Here is a 20,604-nt window from a genome sequence, read left to right on the forward strand (position 1 = left end):
GCCGCAGGTCAGATCCGCGGTCCGCTTTGAATCGCCAGGTCCCAAGCCGACGCGCCGAACGATGTTTTTCGCACGGCGAGCCGTAGGTGAAAACGCCTGGTTGAAGGCGAATCCGGGTCGCGCGGCCGAGGGCGGGTGGCCGGTTATGAGCACCGCCGGTCGCCATTGCCGGTAGGCTTGGGTCAGGTTGAGTCCCCAGCTGCCGTTATCAACGGGCGCCAAACGGACACCGTCGTCGCTCGCCCTGCCTTATCAAGCCTGAAGGGCGCACATTCACATGACTGCTTCACCCGATCTACGTACACCCGATCGACATACGCCCGAGCTGCTCGGGGAGCCCCGTAGCCGCTACCAAATCGATTGCGCCGGAGTGCAAATCCACGTTCACGCCCGCAGCACCGCCACGGTCTTACGCGTCGAGGGAGAAATCGATGCGGCCAACACGGACCTGATCGCCGAGGCGATTCGGCGCTTTTCTCGGCTCAGGGCCCCGCTTGTCCTCGACCTCACCGGCCTGGATTTCCTTGCCGGTTCGGGCCTTCGAGCGCTGCTCGCCCTCAACGAGGAGCATCGGCAAGCCCAGCTGCGCTGCTGCATCGTCAGCGGCGCGGCGCTGCGCCGGCTCACGCGGGTGCTGCCCGAACACTGCCTGCCCATTGCCGACTCGGTCGATGCCGCCCTGGCGCACATCGAAGGCGCGACCACGGCCCGCCGGCGGCTGGTATCGGGCCCGGCCCGGCAGCACGAGCCGCAGCACGACACGGCGACGCGACTCCGCGGGCTCGCGTCCTAGCGGCCCAATCGGCGCATCAACTGGTCAGCGGCGTAGCGACCGCTGGCCATGGCGCCGTGCACCGTCGCCGGGTTGTTGACGCCGACCGCCTCCCCGGCCAGATAAAGCCGGTCGCCGACCGGTTCTTGCAACCGGCGCCGGTCGTCGAGGCCGGAGCCGGGCGCATGAAAGGAGTAGGCTCCGCGCGCATACGGGTCGGCGCTCCAATCCGATGTCTTGACCTCCACGGGCGCGGCGTCGCCGAACAGGCGGCGGGTGATGGGCCTCGCGGTGGCGATCAGATCCTGTGGGGCCGAGGACTCCACGGCCCGGCCGCGCCCGCCGGCGTTGAACGCCAACACGATTGGCCCCGCGGCGGCGGGCAGCGTGAACCATTGCGCCCACGTGCCGCTGTCGGCGGCGAGGTACTGATAGAAGGCGTTGTCCACCGTCCAGCCGCGCCGGTCGAAGCGGAAGAAACTCTTGGACAGCACCCCGAACCCCAGGGCGTCCACCGCGTGGCTGTGGCGGCTCGGCAAGGGCGGATCGAACGTAATGGCACGGGCTTTCAGCACGCCGAGCGGGACGGTGACGATCACGGCGGGGCCCTGGAACGACCGATCTTTCGCGCGAACGGTGACGGAGTCGTCGCGCTGCGCGATTCCGGTCACCGGTGTGTTCAACTCGACCTGAAGCCCGCCGGCGAGGAGCCTCGGCAGCGCGTCATAGCCGTTCGTGATGACGTCCTGATCGCCGCCGGTGTAATCGCCCTCGTCAAAAGTGATGGTGGACAGTTGATCCGCGTCGGCGGCGAATTCGTCCTCGATCTCGGTGGTCAGGTAGAAGGCCAGCTGGGCGCGGTCCGCGGCCGAAAGGCCCTCGGAGACGGCCGCCGCGTTGACGGCGGCCGCCAGGCTGCCAGCGTCGACTTGGTAACGCGCCCGCTCCACGAACGCGCGCCACGGCGTCGGGTCATAGTCCAGCGGTGGGAGTTTGGGATCGACGACCAGCTTGGCCCAGCCGTAATAGTCGGTCGTGACCAGCTGAGCCTGCGCCCGCCGCGCCAGCTCCAGCAACGGGTTGTCCGCCGTGCCGTGGATCCACGACGCTCCCATCTCCAGCGGTGCGCCCCAATCGCGGTCGGTGTGGATGCGGCCGCCGATGCGGTCGCGGGCCTCGATCACCCGCACCGGCCATCCCGCGTCGGCGAGGACACGAGCGGCGGACAGGCCGGCCATCCCGGCCCCGACGACAAGGATCGACCGGGTGTCCGGTGGGGGCGGCCGCGCGGGCGGCGGACGCCGTGGGGCGCACGCGGCCATCAGTCCGCCGCCCACCACACCGGTGGTCGCCGCGATGAATTCCCGACGGGACATCGGGTACACGGGTGTTAGCGTCTCATACGAGAAACGGTTTGCCGGATTTACCGAATCCGAACGGACGTGGGGGATAAACTTGCGACAGTCCTTAACTGCGGCGACGAGGCCGAGTTGAATGGGGGAGCGGCGATGAGTGCTCGGCGATCGGCTCGCGTGATCGACCCCTATCCCGACGTGTTGCCCCCCAGCCAGACCGTGAGCGTCCGGGCCACCGACGGCACCCGCCTGCACGCCGAGGTCTTCGGGCCCGCCGACGGCTACCCCATCGTCCTGACGCACGGCATCACGTGCGCCATCCGGGCCTGGGCATACCAGATCGCGGACCTGGCCAACGACTACCGCGTGATCGCCTTCGACCACCGCGGCCATGGGCGCAGCGGTATGCCCCGCCGCGACGGCTACAGCCTGAAACACCTTGCCTCCGATCTGAATTCGGTGCTGGATGCGACGCTGGCGCCGCACGAGCGCGCCGTGCTGGCCGGGCATTCGATGGGTGGCATCACCATCGCCGCGTGGTCGGCGCGGTACCGGCACATGGTTCGCCGCCGCGCGGACGCCGTCGCGCTGATCAACACCACCACCGGGGATCTGGTCCGCAAGGTGCAATTGCTGTCGGTGCCGCACGGGCTGTCACCCGCGCGAGTCGCCGCCGCCCGCGCGCTGATCCACGCGTTCGGCGGGTTCCCGATCCCGACCGCCGCCCGGATTCCGAGCCGCTATCTGGTCGGCATGCTGGCGGTGGGCAAGGAGGCCGACCCGGGCATCGCCAGGATCGTGCACCAGTTCTTCGAACAGACGTCACCCGCGGGGCGCGCCGGCTGCGCCAGGATGCTGGTCGCCGCCTTGGGGTCGCGCTACCTGGAGCTGGACGGTTTGACGGTCCCGACGCTGGTCATCGGCAGCGAACGCGACCGGCTGACCCCGATCAGCCAGGCCCGCCGGATCGCGGGCACGGCGCCCAACGTCGTCGGCCTGGTCGAGCTGCCCGGCGGCCACTGCTCGATGCTGGAACACCCGCGCGAGGTGAATCGGCATTTGCGGGCGCTCGCCGAATCGGTGACCCCGGACGTGCGGATCAGTTCATAACAGGGCGGTGATCTCGGCGGCCGCCCGCTGGCCGGACCGCACGGCGCCGTCGAGGAATCCCGTCCATTCGTCCGCCGTCTCGGTGCCGGCCCAGTGAATCGGGCCGACGGGCTCGCGCAGGAACGGCCCGAATCGGGTCCACGAACCCGGAGGAACCGCCGCGGTGGGACCGCCGGGCGCGAACTGCTCTGCGCCCCAACGGTGGTCGACGTAGTCGAGCGGTTTGAGCGCGTCGTCGCCGAACAACCTGGCGAAGCCGCTCAACGCCGCGTGCCGACGTTGCTCGGGGGCCAGCTCGTCGAACTCGCGCGCGTCGACGAACCCCATCAGGATGCCGGGCCCGTCCGCATGCGGACTGACGTCGAAGGTGATGAACACCGGTCCGGTGTCGGACAGCGCCTGCCCGGAGAAGCCGTCGGCCCGCCAGAAGGGTGTGGAATAGGCCGCATAGGCCTTGCTGAGCTGGCCCTGCGGCCAATGCCGCGCGAGTTGGTGATACTCGGCGGGCAGTGGGGGAGCGAACTCGATCGACGCGCGGTGGGCGGGCGGGACCGCGACCACCACGAATCCGGCCTCGGCCTGGCCGACGTCGGTGGTGACCGTGACCCCCGCGCCGTGCCGGTCGATGCGGCGGACCGGCGCGCCCAGCACCACGCGGGTGCCCAGCTCGGCCGCCGCCGCCTCGGCGATCTGCTGGGTGCCGCCCGGAAAACGGTCCTGCTGGGCGCCGTTTTCGACGTCGAGCAGCCGGTCCAGGCCGCCGGCGGCGTGCGTGTAGCGGGCCGCGTGCAGCATCGAGACGTCGTCGGGCTCGCACCCCCAGGTCACCCGGGACACGATCGCCAGCAGGTCACGCGACGACGCGGTGGCATGCACCGAGCGCAGCCAGCCGCCGAGCGAGACGTCGTCGAGCTCGGACGCCCGGCGCGCGTCCCACGGGGCGTCCACCGGGATGCTGCGGGCGATCCGGTCGAATTGCCAACGCAATCGGCCGATGTCGAGCAGCCCGGTCAGCGAGAGTTTGGGAATGGTGCCGCGGTAAGAGTGCGTCCAGCCGCGCCAATGGATGACGTTCTTGCCGTCGTGATGGGTAGGAGTGGTCGGGACGTCGAGCTCGGCGGCCAACGCCAACACCGCGTCCTGGGTGGGTCCGACAAAAGTGCCGCCCAGATCGGCGGGCAACCCGGCCACGCTGCCGGTGAAGGACCGACCGCCGACGCGGTCGCGGCCTTCGAAGACCACGACGTCATGACCCTGGCGGGCCAGCTCGCGCGCCGCGGCAAGCCCCGCGAATCCTGCACCGACCACGACAACGTCGACGATCCACGGCGGATTTGGCACGGGGAACAGTCAACCGCAATTCTTGCGATTTCGTAGGGCGAATGCCCGACACCCACGAACGTCGACTTGTTGCGCGAGATGGCCCGAAAATCTCCGACAAGTCGACGTTCGCGGGCTGCCTAGGGGGCGACCGTCAGCCAGTCGGCGAATCCCGACGGGTCGTGGCGGCCCAGCGCGCCGTGCTCGTAGAGTCCCCAACCCTCCACCGGCTCGCGCTCGCCGTCGCGGCACACCGCCCGGCCGACGTGGTCGATGACGCCGAAACCCGACCGCGCGACGATCCCCGGGTCGGTCATGTCGTAGGTCAACCGTTCGACGAACTTCTCACCCTTCCACGTGCCGTGCAGCCAGTCCGAGTCGCCGCCGTAGCCGCCGCCGACGTGGATGGGCACCGGCAGCTTGGACTCCACGTCGAAGTGGACCGGCGTGCCGTCGGGGGCGGTGGCGTCGATCGTCGCCCCGGTCGGGATGCGGGTGCCGGACCGGTAGTGGATCTTCACCCGCGGCCAGCCCAGCTGCTCGACGCGGCCGTCGCGCCAGATCCGGGTGCAATCGTTGAGCGAGCGGAAGCCGTCGGGCGCTTCCTGGATGATGAGCACGATGGCGAACTCCTCGAACGCCATCGGCACGTAGAGCCACCACATGCCCTCGAACGGCGGGTCCGCGGGTCGCCCGGCGGGCTCCGGTTCGCCGATCGGCCTGATGCCCCAGGACCGGTCGCGGCTGCCGAGCCAGGTCGCGGGGTCGACGGCGATCTCCTCGCCGTCGACGGCGATGCGACCGCTCCAGCTGCCCAGCTGGGCGAACCGCTGGGCGTCCAGGGTCACCCGGTTGCCGGACCGCATCAGGTGCGGCTGCTCCTGCACGACGTCGAACAGCCCCTCCCAGGTGAGATCGGCCGCGATGCCCTCGGTTTCGTCAAGGACCAGCCGCAGCTTGTGCAGCGGCTCGACGACCTCGATCCGATAACCGTTGACCTTCTGGTTCAGCCGGTCCTGGTCGATCGCGTCGGACAGGTGCACCGCGGTCTGGGTGTCCCCGCGCCGGACGAGGAAGAACGCGTCCTTGACACCGAGGTTGGGGTAGTAGCCGATGCCGCTGATGACGAAGATGTCTCCCGTGCGGTCGTGGGCGTTGAAGTAGGAGCGGTCGTAGAAGTTGCGGTCCGAGGAGCCCGGCCACGCGATCGGCTGCGGGATCTGATGTACGGGGAACTCGTCGAGCGGTCCGAGCATTACTGATCCTCTCCGATCAAACGCCTCATCAATCCGGCGTGGTAGAACAGCGATTCGACATCGTCGGGCTTCTCTGTTTCGCCGAAGTGCACCCGGCGCGCGCCGGTGCGCATGAACACGCAGGCCCACATGACACCCGAGTAGACGTAGAACCAGCGCAGGTCGCCGACCTCCACGCCGGTCAGCCGCTGGTAGGTGGCGCGGACGTCTTCCTCACGCATCACCTCCGGCAGTCCGGGCAGCCCGGCCAGGCCGGTCAATTCTTGAAAAACCATGTGGGCGTAGATCATCCACGCCACGTCGAGCTCGCGCGGTCCGAGCGTGACCATTTCCCAGTCCAGCACCGCCACCGGGGAGAAGTCGCGGTAAAGCACGTTGCCTACCCGGGCGTCGCCCCAGAGCAGTACGGGCTCGCGGCTGGCCTGTTCGGCCGGCCAGTGCTCCTCCAGCCAGGCGAAGGTCCGCTCCAGCAGCGGTGAGGTGCCGATGTCGGGCACCGCGAAGTCGTACCAGGACCGCACCCAGTTGAAGTGCCGGCGCAGCGCGGTGTCGCCGTTTTGCCCGTCGGACAGGAAGCCAAAGGTGTTCTGGGCGTCCGGGATTGAATGCAACTTGGCCAGCACCCCGACGGTCGCGTCCTGCAGTTCGCGCTGGCGTTCGGCGGGGGCGTCGGCGAACCAGTTGTTGCCGAACGTGTAGGGCATGACGTCGGGCGGCACCACCCCGTCGACGTAGTCCATGACGAAAAAGGGCGTGCCCAGCACCTCGCCGGTGGGCTCGAGCCAGCGCACCGGCGGGACCGGGACGTCGGTGATTTCGCCGACCTTTCGGATCACCTCGAATTGGTGGTCAAGCCGATAGGTGGGGAAGACCTGCACATCTTCGGGGGCGGGGGCGACCCGGGTCACCAGCTTCTGCTCGACAGGCTCGCCGTCCTGCTGCCAGCGGGCGGTCAGGATGATCGTTTCCGAGGACATCCCCGTCGAGTCGACGCCGCTTTCGACGGTGACCTCCGGGTTCGCACCGGCGGGTAGGACGGTCGACAGCCATTGCGACATGACGGCGGGTAGCGTCGTGACGTCGCGGCTGGAGCGCTGAAGTCGGTCGACCTTGTCGAGCACGGGTTCGTTGGCCACGGGTGCCTCCATTCTGTGAGACTTCGTTCTCTTTGAGACGTTCCCTTTGAGACCTGGGCTCGGCAATTACGATACGGTAGGTAGCGTTATGAAAGCAGACCCGTCCGACATTGACAAGGCCCCCGGCGCCGGCCGCCCGCGGGACCCGCGTATCGACTCGGCCATCCTATCGGCCACCGCGGAACTGCTTGTCCAAATGGGCTATTCAAACCTGAGCCTGGCGGCGGTCGCCGAGCGTGCGGGAACCACGAAATCCGCGCTGTACCGGCGGTGGTCGAGCAAGGCCGAGTTGGTGCACGAGGCGGCCTTCCCGGTGGCGCCGACCGCGCTGGAGGCGCCGGCCGGGGATTTCGCCGCCGACGTCCGCATGATGATCGAGGCCACCCGCGACGTCTTCACCACCCCGGTCGTCCGCGCCGCCCTGCCCGGGCTGGTCGCCGATATGACGGCCGATCCCGCGCTGAACGCGCGGGTGATGTCCCGCTTCGCGGACCTGTTCGCGACGGTGCGGGTGCGGCTGAGTGACGCGGTCGACCGGGGCGAAGCCCATCCCGACGTCGACCCGGACCGGTTGATCGAGCTGATCGGAGGCGCGACGATGCTGCGCATGCTGCTGCGCCCGGAGGACGAGCTCGACGATGCGTGGGTGGAGCAGACGACCGCCATCGTGGTGCACGGGGTGACGCGATGACGGGGCGCCTGTCGGGGCGGACCGCGATCGTCACGGGCGGCAGCCGCGGGCTGGGCCGGGCGATCGCACTGGCCCTGGCGGCCGACGGCGCCGCCGTGGCGGTGGCCGGGCGCACCGAGCAGGTGTGGGACGAGCGGCTGCCCGGCACCATCGGCGAGACGGTCGCCGACATCGAGGCGGCGGGCGGGCGCGCCGTCGCGGTCCGCGCCGACCTGACCGACCGGGACGACATCGCCCGGTTGGTCACCAGCGCACGAGAAGCATTGGGCCCCATCACGATTCTGGTCAACAATGCGGCCTTCACCGCTCCCGGACGCCCGCCGACGCCCGGCGCCGGACAGCGCGCCAAGTCCGTCAAGTCGGCGAGCGGCGCCGCCAAACCCGGGTGGCCCGGGTTCGTCAGCATCCCGCTTTCCGCGTACCGCAGGCATTTCGAGATCGCCGTCTTCGCCGCCTACGAACTGATGCAGCTGGTCTGCCCCGACATGATCGAAGCGGGTGGCGGGGCGATCATCAACATCACCTCGGTCGCGTCGAGGATCCCCGGCGACGGGCCTTATCCGGACCGCGGCGGCGGGGTGCTGCCGGGGTACGGCGGGTCCAAGGCGGCGCTCGAGCACCTGACCCAGTGCGCGGCTTACGATCTGGCCGATCACCACATCGCGGTCAACGCCCTGTCGCCGTCGAAACCGATCCTCACTCCCGGGCTGGCCTACTACGCCCGCGACTTCGATGAGACCGCCGCGGCGGACGAATTCGCCCGGGCGGCAGTTGAATTGGCGTTGGTCGATCCGGAGAAGGTCACGGGGCGCACCATCGGCCATCTGCAGGTGCTCGACGGCAGCTTCCGGCCTTTCCAGCTCGACTAGGCGGGCTTGGTCGCCGTGACGGCGTTGATGATCACGGCGTGCAGGCGCTGCCATTTCGGGGACCGGAATCCGGCCTGCAGCAGCAGGCGTTCGGCGCGGCGCCGGGTCCGGGCCTTGCCGCGACGGCCGATGGCGAGGGTCGGCAGCAGCCACAGCGAGAACTGGTCGACGAGCACCAGGCGCCCGCCGGGCCGCAGCACCCGCGCGCACTCCGTCAGCCCGGCCAGCTGGTCGGACCAGTGATCGAATGACGTGGTGCTGACGACCAGATCGAAGACGCGGTCGGCATAGTTGATCTCTTCGGCCACCCCGCGGTTGAAGCTCAACCGCGGGTCGCGGGCGAGAGTCCTTGCGACGGCGACCATCTGCGGGGCGGCGTCGATCCCGCTGAGGTGTTTGGCGTTCGGGTAGCGGCGGGCCAGCAGTCGCAACAGGTAGCCCGTTCCGCATCCGACGTCGAGCACGTACTCCGGAGCGGTGACGGTCGCGACGGCCAGGTGCGCGGTGCGATCGGCGATTTCGTGGTGCAGCCGGCCGCGCCAGCCACGGTCGTAGCCGGCGGCGCGTTCGTCGAACGCTGCGACATCGCGATGCGGCGGCACCCGCTGAGTGTCTCACCGGGGGTCCCGCTTGGCGAGCAGCTCAGTCGCCCGACTCGGGTCCCTCCGGTGGGTCGGGGTCGCCGCGCAAGAGCTCGTCCGGATGGTGAGCGTGGTTCACCTCTGGTGGCCCGTTGCCCTCCGTCCAGCCGAGCCGCCCGTCGTCGGTGACCTCGGTGCGCCATTCGTCCCGGCTCGCCGCGGCGTGGTGGCAACCGCAGGCGAAGAACAATTTGTCCGCGTCGGTTTGGCCGCCGTCCGCCCAGTCCGGGCAGTGGTGTACTTCGCAGCGGTAGCCGGGTTCGAGGCAGTCGGGCCGCGTGCAACCGCGGTCGCGGGCGTAGCAGACGAGCCTCTGGTCGGCGGTGGCGAGGCGTTTCTGGCGGCCCAGGTAGAGCGGCCGGCTGGTGTGCTGGTCGAACACCGCCAGATAGTGAATCCCCTTGGCTGCCATCCGGATCAGGTCTGGCATCGGCAGTCTCGAATCGCCGCCCGTTCGGGCCGGCCCGGGCATCGGAACCGACGAGTCGACGACCGCGTGTGCGGCGCGGTCGAGTTCGGCCAACGTGGTCGTGACGACCACCGTGACCGGGTGGCCGCGGTGCGTCCCGAGCTCGCCGGAGGCGACGGCGGTTTCGAGGCCCCATTTGAACGCGTCATGGCAGCGTTGCGCCGGTGTGCGCCGATCGCGCACATCCGGGTCGTTGGCGGCCGAGTCCGGTTGGTGGCGTCCGGGCCGCACGGCCCCTTCGACGGCTTCGAAATAGGCGCGGGCCTCGGGGTCGAGCAGCCCGGACAGCCGCGACATGCCGTCGGGCCCCTGCGGGCCCAGGTGCAATCGGCGGCGGCGGGCCCGATCCTCGTCGTTGAAGAGGCCGTCGGGATTGAGGTGGTCGGCGATCCGCCGGCCGAGCTTGGCGACGATCCCGGCGTCGAGTTTGGTCGCATGCCGCACCAGCGTGTGCTCGGCGTCCGCCACATCCAGGGGCGACACGCGCGCGGGGAGCACGTCCACGGCCGCGCAGATCGCGCGAATGTGGTCCTCGCCGACCGCACCCGCCGCCACCGCGGCCGCCAGTTCCGGGAGCTCCGGGGGCACGGGCGGCCCGGTCAGCGAGCGCCGCGGGCGGATTCGGGCCCCGAGCCGGAACCGGCGGGTGATCTCGTTGGGCGTGATGCGCAGCCGCGCCCACAGCTTGTCGCGGACCGCCGGCACGAACCCGCCACCGTCGGGCGGGTCGGCGATTTCGGCGAAGAACCGGTACATCAGCCCCCGGTTGGTGCGCTCCTGGGTCTCCAGCCGTTCGGCCACCTCGAGCCGGAATTCGTTGCCGACGACATCCGAGGACACCACCCGCAGCGCGTCGTGGGCGGCGTCGATCGCGTCGAGAGCGGCGCCAATTCGCTCCCGTGCCTGTTCGGCGCCCATCCGAAGACTCATCCCCCCACGCTATCGAACATGTATTCGAATGATCGCCGCCTAACCGAGATCTGTGGATGGATCACGGACTGTGGATAACCCCCGCTCTGACGTGCCAGGATGAGGCAAAGCCAACCGGTCGAGTGGTGTGCCAATGCCTGGTGTGGACAAGGCCACGGGGCGGGTCGTCGCCCTGATCGTGCTGCTGCTCGTCGTCTCGGCCGCTCTGCGCGGGTATCTGCCGGCCGCCCACCACGGGCCGCGCGGCGAAGCCGCCGGCGGAGGTGCGGCGCTGATATTCGTGGTGGCGATCCTCGGGGGCGCGCTCACGCTGGTGGCGATCGCGGTCATCGCGCGGCTGCGGGACCCGCGCGCGGCGGCCCCGCAGGCCGGCCAGCTGTCCGAGATGCTCGGCACCGGCAGGGGCAGGCCGAGCTGGCGCGTCTTGCTCATCGGGCTGGCCGTGATCGTCGCCTGGCTGTTGATCGTGCTGGCCGGGTCCCGCCTGTTGTCCTCCCACGGCGCCGGCCAGGCGCCACCCCCGCCGGCGACCGGCGCCCCGTCGGCCGAACAGCCCAACGCGCAGGAGCCGCGGCGGCCACATCCACCGAACGGGGACATGTTCGGCATCCTGCTCGCCGCGACCGTTCCGATGATGTTGATCATCGCCACCGGAACGGTCGTCATGTCGCGGCGCCGGGGGCGCGCGGTGACACCGGTCACCGTCGCCGATGACTTCGTGGGATCGCCGGCGCCGCCGACCCGCTCGGAATCGCTGGCGCGCGCGGCCGAACGCGGGCTGGCCGAGATGGCCGATCTCAGCCGCGAGCCGCGCGAGGCGATCATCGCCTGTTATGCGGCGATGGAGCGCGAGCTCGCCAATGTGCCCGGCGCCGCCCCGCAGGACTTCGACACCCCGACCGAGGTGTTGGCCCGGGCGGTCGAGCATCATGCGCTGCACGCCGACAACGCCGTCCAACTGGTGAGCCTGTTCGCCGAGGCGCGCTTCAGCCCGCACGTCATGAACGAGGGCCACCGCGACGTGGCGGTGCGCGTTCTCCAGTTGGTCCTCGACGAACTGAGATCCCGGAGTCCAGCATGAAAAAGACTCTGGCCCTTGGCATCTGCCTGATCGTCGGGATCGAGCTGCTCGCGCTCATGCTTCAGGATCGACGGTTGGTGTTGGCCGCCTCCGGTGGTGCCCTCGCCCTGGTGTTGCTTACAGTCCGTCGCGTGCTGGGCCGCGGCATGCATAACGAGGGCGAAGCGGAGTCCGACGACCTCGGCGATTCGTTGCGCCGCTGGCTGGCCAACACCGAGACGACGATCCGTTGGTCGGAGTCCACCCGGGTCGACTGGGATAGGCACCTGCGTCCCATGCTCGCGCGCCGATACGAATTGGCAACGGGCGAAAGGCGATCCAAAGACCCCGTAGCGTATCAGGCGAGCGGTCAGATGCTCTTCGGGAGCGAACTGTGGGAATGGGTTAATCCGAACAACGTCGCACCGACCGGCGACCGGCGACCCGGTCCCGGCCGTGGGGCGCTGGAAGAGATTCTGCGAAAGTTGGAACAGGTATGACGCTGCCGGCGGCAACAACCACAGCGCACTGCGAGGCGGTGCTCGACGAGATCGAGCGTGTGGTGGTGGGTAAGCGTTCCGCGCTCACGCTCATCCTCACCGCGGTGCTCGCGCGGGGCCACGTCCTGATCGAGGACCTGCCCGGCCTGGGCAAGACGCTGATCGCCAGGTCGTTCGCCGCCGCGCTGGGTCTGCAGTTCACCCGCGTGCAGTTCACGCCGGACCTGCTGCCGGCGGACCTGCTGGGCTCGACCATTTACGACATGCAATCGGGCCGTTTCGCCTTCCGGCCCGGACCCATCTTCACCAACCTGTTGCTCGCCGACGAGATCAACCGCACGCCGCCCAAGACGCAGGCGGCGCTGCTGGAAGCGATGGCCGAAGGCCAGGTGAGCATCGACGGCGAAACACACCAGCTGCCAAAGCCATTCATCGTCCTCGCGACCGACAACCCGATCGAGTACGAGGGCACCTATCCGCTGCCCGAAGCGCAGCTCGACCGGTTCGCGATCCGCCTGGAACTGCGTTACCTCTCCGAGCGCGACGAGACCGCGATGCTGCGCCGCCGCCTCGATCGCGGGTCGAACGAGCCGACCGTCAACCAGGTCGTGGACGCGCACGACCTGCTCGCGATGCGGGAATCGGTCGAGCAGGTGACGGTGCACGAAGACGTGCTGCACTACGTTGTCTCGCTGGCCAACGCCACCCGGCATCATCCCCAGGTGGCGGTGGGCGCCAGCCCGCGTGCCGAACTCGACTTGGTCCAACTCGCCCGCGCCCGTGCGCTTTTGCTCGGCCGCGACTATGTCATCCCCGAGGACGTCAAGGCGCTCGCCGTCCCGGCCGTCGCGCACCGAATCACCCTGCGCCCGGAGATGTGGGTGCGAAAGATTCAGGGCGCCGACGTCGTCGGTGAGTTGCTGCGCCGTCTGCCGGTGCCGCGTACCGGCGGCCAGGGTGGCTCCGGATGAGTGCGGCGTGACCGGCCGCGAGGTCGAGTTCCGCTGGCGCGCGTCGCCATTGACGCGCGCCATCGCGACCTGCGCGGGGTTGGCGCTGGCGGCTGCGGTGATCGGCGCGCGGTGGCAGCTGATCGCGTTCGCCGCGCCGCTGCTCGGGGTGCTGTGCTCGATCAGCTGGCAACGACCCGTACCGACGGTCCGCGTGCACGGCAAGCCGGATTCGCAGCGGTGCTTCGAAGACGACCGGGCGCGGTTGCGCATTTGGGCGACGGAGGAGAGCCACGCCACGGGAACCTCCGCGATCGAGGTGACGGTGCCACCCGTCGAGGGCATGCAGCTCGATGTTCTCGATGCCGACTTCAGGGAAGCCAAAACGGTTGCGGCCACGGCGCAACGCTGGGGCCGCTACTCCATCCGGGCCCGGGTCGACGCGGTCGCCCGGGGCGGGCTGCTGTCCGGCACGGCCCTGGTCGACGCCGCGGAAGTCATCGTGTTTCCGCTGACGCCGCCCCAGTCGACGCCCATCCCGCAGACCGAGCTGCTGGACCGCCTGGGTGCGCACCTCACCCGGCACGTCGGCCCGGGGGTCGAATATGCCGACATCCGCCCCTACGTGCCGGGAGACCAACTGCGCGCGGTGAACTGGCCGGTGAGCGCGCGCCGCGGCCAGCTGCATGTCACGCAGCGCCTGACCGACCGCGCCGCCGACGTGGTGGTGCTGATCGACACGTATCGGCAACCGGCGGGCCCGGCGACCGCCGCCACCGAGCGCGTCGTGCGCGGCGCCGCGCAAGTGGTGCAGACCGCCCTGCGGCACGGTGATCGCGCCGGGATCGTCGCCCTGGGCGGCAACCACCCGCGGTGGCTGGGCGCCGACATCGGGCAGCGCCAGTTCTATCGGGTCCTCGACACGGTGCTCGGCGCCGGCGATAGATTCGAAAACACCACGGGCACTTTGGCGCCCCGCGCGGCCGTCCCCGCCGGCGCGATCGTCATCGCCTTCTCGACGTTGCTGGATACCGAATTCGCGCTCGCGCTGATCGATCTGCGCAGGCGCGGCCACGTCGTCATCGCCGTCGACATCCTTGACAGCACTCCGTTCGAGGGCGAGCAGGATCCGCTGGTGAATCGGATGTGGGCGCTGCAGCGTTCCGCCATGTACCGCGACATGGCCACCGTCGGCGTCGACATCGTGTTGTGGCATCAGGACGGCGGATTGGAGCAATCCATGGGTGTGCTCCCGGACCGCCGCCGGCGGGTGCGGGGGCGGCTCCGTGCCTAGCGGCGAGGCGGGCACGGTGCCGCGCCTGTGGGCCCCGGTGTTCTCCGTCGCGTTCGGTCTGCTGATGGTGGGTCTGGCCGCCGACGGCTCGCACGGGCCTGCGGTTGCCGCGTGGGTGGCGGCCCTGATCGCGGTGGCCGGGGGAGCGGTATATCGCCCTGCCGCAACGCTCGCCGTGTTGCTGGTGGTGGCCACCATCGCGCTGTCCGACCCGCCGCTGGTGTTCGTCGCGCTGTCCGGGCTGTGCGCCGCCGCGTATCTCGTGTGCCGCCACGCGGCCGGCGCGTCGGCCGGGGCGGTGCTGGGCAGCTGGCCGACCGTGGTTGGCGCGGTGGGTTTTACGTTCGCCGGGTTGGTCGCGACGGCATTCCCCCTGCAATTGCCGTGGTTGCCGTTGGCCGCACCGCTGGCGGCGCTGGCGGTCTACGTGCTGGCCGTGCGCCCGTTCCTGAGCTGAACTCAGTGCAGCAGTTGGGCGGCCCGATCGGCCAGGTCGAGCAGCGGCTGCGGGAAGATGCCCAACGCCACGGTGACCGCGGCGCACACCGCGATCGCCGCCTTGCTCAGAATGCCCGGGGCCACCACGTGCGGGGTGTCGTCGGTCGCCTCGGTGAAGAACATCGACACGATCACCCGCACGTAGAAGTAGGCGGCGATGCCGCTGGCGACGACACCGACGATCACCAGCGGCGCCGCGCCACCCTGGGCTGCGGCCTTGAACACGGCGAGCTTGCTGACGAAGCCGCTCGTCAGCGGAATGCCGGCGAAGGCCAGCAGGAACATCGAAAACATCACGCCCACAATGGGTGAGCGCTGCCCGAGCCCGGCCCAATGTGCCAGGGTGGCGTCCTCGACGCCGTCGGCGTCGCGGATCAGGCCGACGATGGCGAACGCGCCGACGGTGGAAAAGCTGTAGGCCAGCAGGTAGAACAGTGTGGACGAGAGGCCCGCCTGGTTGTCGGCGATGACGCCGGTGAGGATGAACCCGACGTGGGCGACCGACGAATAGGCCAGCATGCGCTTGACGTCGGTCTGGTTCACCGCCGTGATGGTGCCCACCGCCATGGTGAGGATCGAGATGGTCCACAGCACCGGCCGCCACTGATCGTGCAGCGGCGGCAGCGCGACATAGACCACCCGCAGCAGCGCGCCGAAGGCCGAGACCTTGGTAGCCGCCGCCATGAACCCGGTGATGGGGGTCGGCGCGCCCTGGTAGACGTCCGGAATCCACGAATGGAATGGCACCGCACCCACTTTGAACAGCAGGCCGACCGCCAGCAGCGCAACGCCCACGAGCGCCATCGAGGTGTCCCCGTGCGCCGCCAGCGCGTCCCGGATGCCGGTCAGCAGCAGCGTGCCGGTCGCGCCGTAGAGCAGCGCCACGCCGTAGAGGAAGAACGCCGAGGAGAACGCGCCCAGCAGGAAGTACTTCATCGCCGCCTCTTGCGACAGCAGGCGCCGATGCCGGGCCAGGCCGCACATGAGGTAAAGGGGCAGCGAAAGCACTTCCAGGGCAACGAACATCGTCAACAGGTCGTTGGACGCCGGGAACACCATCATGCCGCCGACGGACAGCATCAACAGCGGGAACAGCTCCGTCTGCGCGGCCCCGGCCCGCTCCGCGTCCCGCTCGGCGTCGCTGCCGGGAATCGCGGAGGCCTGCGGGGTGAACGAGTCGAGGCCGGCCGGGCGGGCGACTCCCACACCCGCGGCAACCTTGCTCTCCGCCTTGGCTTGCGTGCGTTCGGCGATGAAGATCACCGCCAGCACCGCGACCAGCAGCACCGTGCCCTGCAGGTAGAGGGTGGTTCGGTCGACGGCCATGGCGCCCAGCACCGTCGCGCGGCCGGAGGCCGGGATCGACTCGGCCACCTCCACGGTCGCGAGGAATGCCGCGACCAGGCCGGCCAGGGCCAGGGTCACCTGTGCGCCATAACGGATCCGCCTGGGCAGGAACGCTTCCGCGAGGACTCCCACCACCGCGACGCCGAACACGATGAGTGTCGGGCACAGCAGGAAGTACTCGATGCTCGGGGTGGGGAGGGTCATCATCGCGGTCCTTCGGCTGTCCGGGGTGCGCGGTTGACGGCCGGCACGCTCGGCGCGGGGTCGTGCTGGCCGATCGTGGTCATGGTGCTCTCGACGGCGGGGTTGATGATGTCGAGCACCGGCTTCGGGTAGACCCCGAGCACGAACAGCAGCGCGATCAACGGTGCAACCACGACCAATTCGCGCGCCCGCAGGTCGACGATCTTCTCGTTGCCGGTGGCCACCGGCCCCGTCATCATGCGCTGGTAGAGCCACAGCATGTAGATGGCGGAGAGCACCAGCGCGGTGACACCGAACGCGGCGGCCAGCCAGTACCGGTTGAATGTGCCCAACAGCACCAGGAATTCACTGATGAACGGTGCCAGGCCGGGCAGCGACAGGGTGGCCATGGCCGAGACGAGGAACGTGCCCGCCAGGACGGGCGCCACCTTCTGCACCCCGCCGTAATCGGCGATCTTGCGGCTGCCGTGCCGGGATATCAGGAATCCCGCGATCAGGAACACCGCCGCCGTGGACAGTCCGTGGTTGAGCATGTACAGCGTCGACCCGCTCTGCCCCTGGCTCGTCATCACGAAGATGCCCAGGATGATGAACCCGAAGTGGGAGATCGAGGTGTAGGCGATCAGGCGCATGACGTCCGTCTGCCCGATGGCCACGATCGCCCCGTAGATGACGCCGATGACAGCCAGCACGATGATGAGGGGGCGGAAATACGTTGAGGCGCCCGGGAACAGCTGCAGGCAGTAACGCAGCATGCCGAAGGTGCCGACCTTGTCCATCACGGCCATCATCAGCACCGCGGTCGCGGGGGTGGCCTCGACCGCGGCATCGGGCAGCCAGCGGTGGAAGGGCCACAGCGGCGCCTTGATGGCGAACGCGAACATGAAGCCCAGGAACAGCGCCTTGAACACCGCGGAGTCGGCGCCGTAGCGACCGGAGGCGACGCCGGCCACGATCTCGCGGAAGTCGAAGGTGCCCGAACCGTGCTGCGCGGTCACCACGTACAGCCCGATCACCGCGGCCAGCATGATCAGCCCGCCGAACAGGTTGTACAGCAAGAACTTCACCGCCGCGCGTGACCTGCCCGGACCGCTCCCGAAGCCTCCGATCAGGAAGTACATCGGGATGAGCATGGCCTCGAAGAACACGTAGAACAGCAGCACGTCGAGGGCGACCACGGAGATCAGCACCATCGACTCGATGGCCAGCGTCAGGGCGACGTAGGCGTGCACGCCGCGGGGGCTGCGCCCGCCACTTCGTGACGGGTCGTCACCGTCCCCGTCGTTCCAGCCGGCCACCTGCAACACCGGGATCAGCACCGCGGTGAGCAGCACCAGCACCACGGCGATGCCGTCCACGCCCAGGGAATAGGTGGCACCGAATGCCGGGATCCAGGAATGGCTTTCGACGAATTGGTACGTGCTGCCACCGGACTTGAAGCCCAGGGTGACGACGATCGCGACGGCCAGCGTCAGGACGCCGAAGACCAGGCCCGTCCACTTGGCGAGTCGGCGCAGCCCCGGCGGCAGGAGGATGACGAGCACCGAGCCGGCCAGCGGCACCAGCCACAGGACGCTCAGCCACGGAAGGTTGTTCACCACAGTTTCACCGCCAGGATCAGCGCGATCACCAGGACCGCGCCCGTCAGCATCGACAATGCGTAGTTGCGGGCGAAGCCGGTTTGCAGCCCCCGCAGGCGATTCGAAGTCCGGCCCACCAGCGCGGCCAGTGCGTTCACCGAGCCGTCGACGCCCGCGTTGTCGACGTCGACGAGCGCTTGGGTCAGTTCGGCTCCGGGGCGCATGAACACCTCCTCGTTGAAGGCGTCGCCGTAGAAGTCCCTGCGCGCGGCCGTCGTGACCGGCGACACGGAAAGCGGGGCCACCCGCGGGATTTCCGCTTTGGCGTACAACCGGTAGGCCACCGCGATCCCGATGGCGACGACGCCCAGCGCCAGGGCGGTGTTGACCCACACCGGGAAGGCGTGGGTGACCTCTTCGTGTTTCCCGACGACCGGCTCGAGCCAGCGCGCCAAGGTGCCCCGCCACGCCAGCAGCCCACCCGAGAACACCGAGCCGACGGCGAGCAGAATCATCGGCCAGGTCATCAGGGCGGGGGCCTCGTGGGGATGAATGCCTGGGCCCCAACGCTTTTTGCCGAAGAAGGTCATCAGCATCACGCGCGTCATGTAGAACGCGGTGACGCCCGCGCCCAGCAGCGCGGCCCCGCCCAGCACGTAACCGCGCGCGTCGCCGGCGCCCAGCGCGGCCTCGATGATCGCATCCTTGGAGAAGAAGCCCGCGAACGGCGGCACGCCGATGATCGCCAGATAGCCGAGACCGAAGGTGGCAAAGGTGATCGGTAGCGCCGCGCGCAGGCCGCCGTAGCGGCGCATGTCCTGTTCCTCGTGCATGGCGTGGATCACGGCGCCGGAGCCGAGGAACAACCCGGCCTTGAAGAACCCGTGGGTGAGCAGGTGCATGATCGCGAACGCGTAGCCGGCCGGGCCCAGCCCTGCGGCCAGCACCATGTAGCCGATCTGGCTCATCGTGGATGCCGCGAGCGCGCGCTTGATGTCGTCCTTGGCGCAGCCGATGAACGCGCCGAGCAGCAACGTGACGGCGCCGACGATCACGACCGCGGTTTGCGCGTCGGGCGCCAGGTTGTACAGCGGGTTGGACCGCACGATCAGGTAGACGCCGGCGGTCACCATGGTGGCGGCGTGGATCAGCGCGGACACCGGGGTGGGGCCCTCCATCGCGTCACCCAGCCAGGCCTGGAGCGGCACCTGCGCGGACTTGGCGCAGGCGCCCAACAGCAGCAGCAAGCCCATCGCCGTCAGCGCCCCGCGGCCCGCGGCGGGCGCCCCGGCGAACACCCCGGCGTAGGACAGCGTGCCGAAGGTGCTGAACATCAAGAACATTCCCAGCGCCAGCCCGGCGTCCCCGACGCGGTTCATCACGAAGGCCTTCTTGGCGGCCGTGGCCGCCGTTGGCTTGTGGTACCAGAACCCGATCAGCAGGTAGGAGGCCAGGCCCACGCCTTCCCAGCCGACGTAGAGCACCACGTAGTTGTCGGCGACCACCAGCAACAGCATCGAGGCCAGGAACAGGTTGAGGTAGCCGAAAAACCTTCGCCGGTCCGGGTCTTCGGCCATGTAGGCGACCGAATAGATGTGGATGAGCGACCCGACTCCCGAGATCAGCAGCACGAAACACACCGACAGCTGGTCGATTTGCAGGCCGAGGTCCACCTGCAGTTGGCCGACCGGGATCCAGGTGAACACCGTCTGGTGGATGACCCGGTCCTCGGCGCCGCGGCCGAGCAGCTCGCTCAGCAGGCTCAGGCCGACGCCGAACGCCGCGAGCGCGGTGGCGCAGCCCAGCCAGTGGCCCCAGGCGTCGGTGCGTCGGCCGCCGAACAACAGGATCGCGGCACCCGCCAGCGGCAGCGCCACCAGCAGCCAGGTGTAGTGAGTCATGTTGGCCCCATATTGGCGATGTCAGCCTTTGAGTAGGTTCGCGTCGTCCACCGACGCCGATTTGCGGGCACGAAAAATCGTCATGATGATGGCCAGCCCGACGACGACCTCGCACGCGGCCACCACCATCGTGAAGAACGCGATCATCTGGCCGTCCAGGTGGCCGTGCATCCGTGCGAACGTGACAAAGGCCAGGTTGACCGCGTTCAGCATCAGCTCGACGCACATGAACATCACGATGGCGTTGCGTCGCAACAGCACACCCGAGGCTCCGATGGTGAACAGCAGGGCCGAAAGGTAAAGGTAATTGGCCGGATTCACGAGGTGCCACCTTTGATCGCCTGGCGGGAGGGGGTTGCCTTTCCGTCGGCGCCGCGGCTGCGCAGGATCGGCGACACCGACAGCTCCGAGTACGACCCGTCCGGCAGCAGCGCTGCCACGTCGACGGCGTTGTGGCGCGCGTAGACGCCCGGGCTGGGCATCGGGGTCGGGTGCCCGCCGGGCTGGAACCGCTCCTGCGACAGCTCCCGCTGCGTCTTGCGGCGCTCGAAGCGTTCGCGGTGGGCCAGCACCATCGCGCCGATGGCCGCGGTGATCAGCAGCGCGCTGGTGAGTTCGAACGCCCAGACGTACCGCGAGAAGATCAGCGCCGCAAGCCCTTCCACGTTGCCGTTGGCGTTGGCGGTGGTCAGGCCCGCGAAGCCGACGGTCGCGGCTGCTC

General features: G+C 69.3%; 19 protein-coding genes and 1 pseudogene. 9 read left to right on the plus strand and 11 right to left on the minus strand.

Annotated features, from left to right (window positions below; all coding sequences use genetic code 11):
- The first annotated feature begins 370 nt into the window (after positions 1 to 370).
- Positions 371 to 793 (plus strand): STAS domain-containing protein, encoded by a 423-nt coding sequence (locus tag A5704_RS02405; RefSeq protein ID WP_197499052.1) that lies wholly within the window; start codon positions 371 to 373, stop codon positions 791 to 793.
- Here the strand turns inward: A5704_RS02405 and A5704_RS02410 are convergent.
- Complete coding sequence (locus tag A5704_RS02410) at positions 790 to 2,148, minus strand: NAD(P)/FAD-dependent oxidoreductase (protein WP_067761165.1); 1,359 nt, start codon at positions 2,146 to 2,148, stop codon at positions 790 to 792. The two genes, A5704_RS02405 and A5704_RS02410, sit on opposite strands and share 4 nt — an antisense overlap.
- A 132-nt stretch (positions 2,149 to 2,280) precedes the next feature.
- Here A5704_RS02410 and A5704_RS02415 point away from each other — a divergent pair, with 132 nt between their 5' ends.
- Positions 2,281 to 3,237 (plus strand): alpha/beta fold hydrolase, encoded by a 957-nt coding sequence (locus tag A5704_RS02415; protein ID WP_067887223.1) that lies wholly within the window; start codon positions 2,281 to 2,283, stop codon positions 3,235 to 3,237.
- Here the strand turns inward: A5704_RS02415 and A5704_RS02420 are convergent.
- The 3 genes from A5704_RS02420 to A5704_RS02430 form a co-directional block, all read right to left on the minus strand.
- Complete coding sequence (locus A5704_RS02420; protein WP_067887226.1) at positions 3,232 to 4,578, minus strand: flavin monoamine oxidase family protein; 1,347 nt, start codon at positions 4,576 to 4,578, stop codon at positions 3,232 to 3,234. The genes A5704_RS02415 and A5704_RS02420 overlap by 6 nt on opposite strands.
- Positions 4,579 to 4,697: 119 nt before the next feature.
- Entirely contained in the window at positions 4,698 to 5,813 is a 1,116-nt protein-coding gene (locus A5704_RS02425; RefSeq protein WP_067781924.1) for a hypothetical protein, read from the minus strand.
- Complete coding sequence (locus A5704_RS02430) at positions 5,813 to 6,949, minus strand: phosphotransferase family protein (protein WP_067887246.1); 1,137 nt, start codon at positions 6,947 to 6,949, stop codon at positions 5,813 to 5,815. Before A5704_RS02430 ends, A5704_RS02425 begins: the two co-directional genes overlap by 1 nt.
- An 88-nt stretch (positions 6,950 to 7,037) precedes the next feature.
- On the opposite strand from A5704_RS02430, the gene A5704_RS02435 reads away from it, so the two are divergent.
- Together A5704_RS02435 and A5704_RS02440 are read left to right on the plus strand one after the other, a co-directional pair.
- On the plus strand, positions 7,038 to 7,640 hold the full coding sequence (locus tag A5704_RS02435) for a TetR/AcrR family transcriptional regulator (protein WP_067761046.1): 603 nt from the start codon (positions 7,038 to 7,040) through the stop codon (positions 7,638 to 7,640).
- On the plus strand, positions 7,637 to 8,509 hold the full coding sequence (locus A5704_RS02440; protein ID WP_067887229.1) for an SDR family NAD(P)-dependent oxidoreductase: 873 nt from the start codon (positions 7,637 to 7,639) through the stop codon (positions 8,507 to 8,509). The genes A5704_RS02435 and A5704_RS02440 overlap by 4 nt, the downstream gene beginning before the upstream one ends.
- Here the strand turns inward: A5704_RS02440 and A5704_RS02445 are convergent.
- Together A5704_RS02445 and A5704_RS02450 are read right to left on the minus strand one after the other, a co-directional pair.
- Entirely contained in the window at positions 8,506 to 9,111 is a 606-nt protein-coding gene (locus A5704_RS02445; protein ID WP_067760297.1) for a class I SAM-dependent methyltransferase, read from the minus strand. The two genes, A5704_RS02440 and A5704_RS02445, sit on opposite strands and share 4 nt — an antisense overlap.
- 40 nt (positions 9,112 to 9,151) lie before the next feature.
- A complete protein-coding gene (locus A5704_RS02450; protein ID WP_369807446.1) occupies positions 9,152 to 10,537 on the minus strand; it encodes a 13E12 repeat family protein in 1,386 nt (461 codons plus the stop codon).
- 145 nt (positions 10,538 to 10,682) lie between these two features.
- Between A5704_RS02450 and A5704_RS02455 the strand changes: the two genes are divergently transcribed.
- From A5704_RS02455 to A5704_RS02475, 5 genes are all read left to right on the plus strand, one after another.
- Complete coding sequence (locus A5704_RS02455) at positions 10,683 to 11,630, plus strand: DUF4129 domain-containing protein (RefSeq protein WP_067760301.1); 948 nt, start codon at positions 10,683 to 10,685, stop codon at positions 11,628 to 11,630.
- Positions 11,627 to 12,109: a hypothetical protein gene (locus A5704_RS02460; RefSeq protein WP_067887231.1), complete on the plus strand. Its 483-nt coding sequence runs from the start codon at positions 11,627 to 11,629 to the stop codon at positions 12,107 to 12,109. The genes A5704_RS02455 and A5704_RS02460 overlap by 4 nt, the downstream gene beginning before the upstream one ends.
- A complete protein-coding gene (locus tag A5704_RS02465) occupies positions 12,106 to 13,080 on the plus strand; it encodes a MoxR family ATPase (protein WP_067760305.1) in 975 nt (324 codons plus the stop codon). The genes A5704_RS02460 and A5704_RS02465 overlap by 4 nt, the downstream gene beginning before the upstream one ends.
- Before the next feature lie 7 nt (positions 13,081 to 13,087).
- Complete coding sequence (locus A5704_RS02470; RefSeq protein ID WP_067887234.1) at positions 13,088 to 14,353, plus strand: DUF58 domain-containing protein; 1,266 nt, start codon at positions 13,088 to 13,090, stop codon at positions 14,351 to 14,353.
- 64 nt (positions 14,354 to 14,417) lie between these two features.
- Positions 14,418 to 14,810 carry a hypothetical protein gene (locus A5704_RS02475; RefSeq protein ID WP_231968736.1) on the plus strand — a complete coding sequence of 131 codons (393 nt, stop codon included), beginning with the start codon at positions 14,418 to 14,420 and terminating at the stop codon, positions 14,808 to 14,810.
- 2 nt (positions 14,811 to 14,812) lie between these two features.
- Here the strand turns inward: A5704_RS02475 and nuoN are convergent, their stop codons facing one another.
- The 5 genes and pseudogenes from nuoN to A5704_RS02500 all read right to left on the minus strand — a co-directional run.
- Positions 14,813 to 16,402, minus strand: coding sequence for an NADH-quinone oxidoreductase subunit NuoN (nuoN, locus tag A5704_RS02480; RefSeq protein WP_067760310.1), 1,590 nt, complete (start codon positions 16,400 to 16,402; stop codon positions 14,813 to 14,815).
- Positions 16,402 to 18,000: an NADH-quinone oxidoreductase subunit M gene (locus A5704_RS02485; RefSeq protein WP_197508433.1), complete on the minus strand. Its 1,599-nt coding sequence runs from the start codon at positions 17,998 to 18,000 to the stop codon at positions 16,402 to 16,404. The genes nuoN and A5704_RS02485 overlap by 1 nt, the downstream gene beginning before the upstream one ends.
- Positions 17,997 to 19,883: an NADH-quinone oxidoreductase subunit L gene (gene nuoL / locus A5704_RS02490; protein WP_067887239.1), complete on the minus strand. Its 1,887-nt coding sequence runs from the start codon at positions 19,881 to 19,883 to the stop codon at positions 17,997 to 17,999. The genes A5704_RS02485 and nuoL overlap by 4 nt, the downstream gene beginning before the upstream one ends.
- 21 nt (positions 19,884 to 19,904) lie before the next feature.
- Positions 19,905 to 20,204 (minus strand): NADH-quinone oxidoreductase subunit NuoK, encoded by a 300-nt coding sequence (gene nuoK, locus A5704_RS02495; RefSeq protein WP_007168303.1) that lies wholly within the window; start codon positions 20,202 to 20,204, stop codon positions 19,905 to 19,907.
- Positions 20,201 to 20,604 (minus strand): annotated as a pseudogene (locus A5704_RS02500) (NADH-quinone oxidoreductase subunit J); the annotation flags it as partial. The pseudogene A5704_RS02500 and the gene nuoK, both read right to left, overlap by 4 nt.

It is taken from the genome of Mycobacterium sp. E735 (assembly GCF_001666955.1).
GTDB lineage: Bacteria > Actinomycetota > Actinomycetes > Mycobacteriales > Mycobacteriaceae > Mycobacterium.

Excerpts from the sequence above, each read along its gene's own strand:
- A5704_RS02410 (WP_067761165.1), bottom strand. The coding sequence starts at position 2,148 with ATGTCCCGTCGGGAATTCATCGCGGCGACCACCGGTGTGGTGGGCGGC.
- A5704_RS02415 (WP_067887223.1), top strand. The coding sequence starts at position 2,281 with ATGAGTGCTCGGCGATCGGCTCGCGTGATCGACCCCTATCCCGACGTG.
- A5704_RS02425 (WP_067781924.1), bottom strand. The coding sequence starts at position 5,813 with ATGCTCGGACCGCTCGACGAGTTCCCCGTACATCAGATCCCGCAGCCG.
- A5704_RS02435 (WP_067761046.1), top strand. The coding sequence starts at position 7,038 with ATGAAAGCAGACCCGTCCGACATTGACAAGGCCCCCGGCGCCGGCCGC.
- A5704_RS02440 (WP_067887229.1), top strand. The coding sequence starts at position 7,637 with ATGACGGGGCGCCTGTCGGGGCGGACCGCGATCGTCACGGGCGGCAGC.
- A5704_RS02450 (WP_369807446.1), bottom strand. The coding sequence starts at position 10,537 with ATGGGCGCCGAACAGGCACGGGAGCGAATTGGCGCCGCTCTCGACGCG.
- A5704_RS02455 (WP_067760301.1), top strand. The coding sequence starts at position 10,683 with ATGCCTGGTGTGGACAAGGCCACGGGGCGGGTCGTCGCCCTGATCGTG.
- A5704_RS02460 (WP_067887231.1), top strand. The coding sequence starts at position 11,627 with ATGAAAAAGACTCTGGCCCTTGGCATCTGCCTGATCGTCGGGATCGAG.
- A5704_RS02465 (WP_067760305.1), top strand. The coding sequence starts at position 12,106 with ATGACGCTGCCGGCGGCAACAACCACAGCGCACTGCGAGGCGGTGCTC.
- A5704_RS02475 (WP_231968736.1), top strand. The coding sequence starts at position 14,418 with ATGGTGGGTCTGGCCGCCGACGGCTCGCACGGGCCTGCGGTTGCCGCG.
- nuoN (WP_067760310.1), bottom strand. The coding sequence starts at position 16,402 with ATGACCCTCCCCACCCCGAGCATCGAGTACTTCCTGCTGTGCCCGACA.
- nuoL (WP_067887239.1), bottom strand. The coding sequence starts at position 19,883 with ATGACTCACTACACCTGGCTGCTGGTGGCGCTGCCGCTGGCGGGTGCC.